Origin of the sequence: Pontitalea aquivivens (assembly GCF_046507575.1) — a bacterium.
Classification (GTDB): domain Bacteria; phylum Pseudomonadota; class Alphaproteobacteria; order Rhodobacterales; family Rhodobacteraceae; genus Pontitalea; species Pontitalea aquivivens.
Genome location: NZ_JBKFEY010000142.1, coordinates 1 through 319, shown reverse-complemented (window position 1 = coordinate 319; position 319 = coordinate 1). Strand labels below are relative to the sequence as shown.

The window sequence follows — 319 nt, the reverse complement described above, 5'->3', positions numbered from 1 at the left end:
CGAAGCGATGGCGGATCCTGAACACGAGCAGCACCAGCTCATGCTTGATTGGCAAGGTGTGCTGTTCGACCCCGAGGACATCGAAGAGCGCTGGATCTCGATGATCATCGAGAATTTCGCCGCCCGACGCCGCGGCCCGTTACAGCGCCATCGCGGCACGGCGCGCAAGAAGCGGACATGACCGGTTTCGTCTATGTGCTCGGCAGCGCCACCGCACAGGGCTACCGCACCTATGTCGGCTGGACCCTCGATCTTGACCGCCGCCTCGCCCAGCACAATTCCGGCACTGGCGCGAAATCGACCCGCGGCCGGGCCTGGC

The 319-nt window shown here is 64.9% G+C and carries 1 protein-coding gene and 1 pseudogene; both read left to right on the top strand.

The annotated features are described in order from the left end of the window. Positions 1-181, top strand: a pseudogene (locus tag ACK8OU_RS20560) (plasmid pRiA4b ORF-3 family protein); the annotation flags it as partial. Then, the coding region (locus ACK8OU_RS20555) for a GIY-YIG nuclease family protein (RefSeq protein WP_410305179.1) at positions 178-319 on the top strand (142 nt) is incomplete at its 3' end. The pseudogene ACK8OU_RS20560 and the gene ACK8OU_RS20555, both read left to right, overlap by 4 nt.